Source organism: Agreia sp. PsM10 (genome assembly GCF_030433855.1).
Classification (GTDB): Bacteria; Actinomycetota; Actinomycetes; order Actinomycetales; family Microbacteriaceae; genus Agreia.
Genome location: NZ_JARUXC010000090.1, coordinates 1 through 235, shown reverse-complemented (window position 1 = coordinate 235; position 235 = coordinate 1). Strand labels below are relative to the sequence as shown.

Annotated in this window: 1 pseudogene; it reads left to right on the top strand. The window is 77.0% G+C overall.

The features are described from left to right. Positions 1-235, top strand: a pseudogene (locus QCD70_RS19130) (hypothetical protein); the annotation flags it as partial.

Here is a 235-nt window from a genome sequence, read left to right as displayed (position 1 = left end):
CGGCAGTCGTGCGCAGCATCCTGGCCGTGTTCGGCTCGGGCGCGACGACCAGGTCGCGGCCGACCGTCGCCCGACGCCCGGCCGCCCGAGGCCCCGCTGGTTCGAGCGGCCGCCGCGCATCCGATGTCGCCTCGGCGTCGTCGCCGGGACGCACCGGACCCGAGGCCCCCATCGACGTGCCGGCGGCACCGCTCGCCCGAACCCCCGTCGAGTTAGATCCGCGCGTCGATGCGGT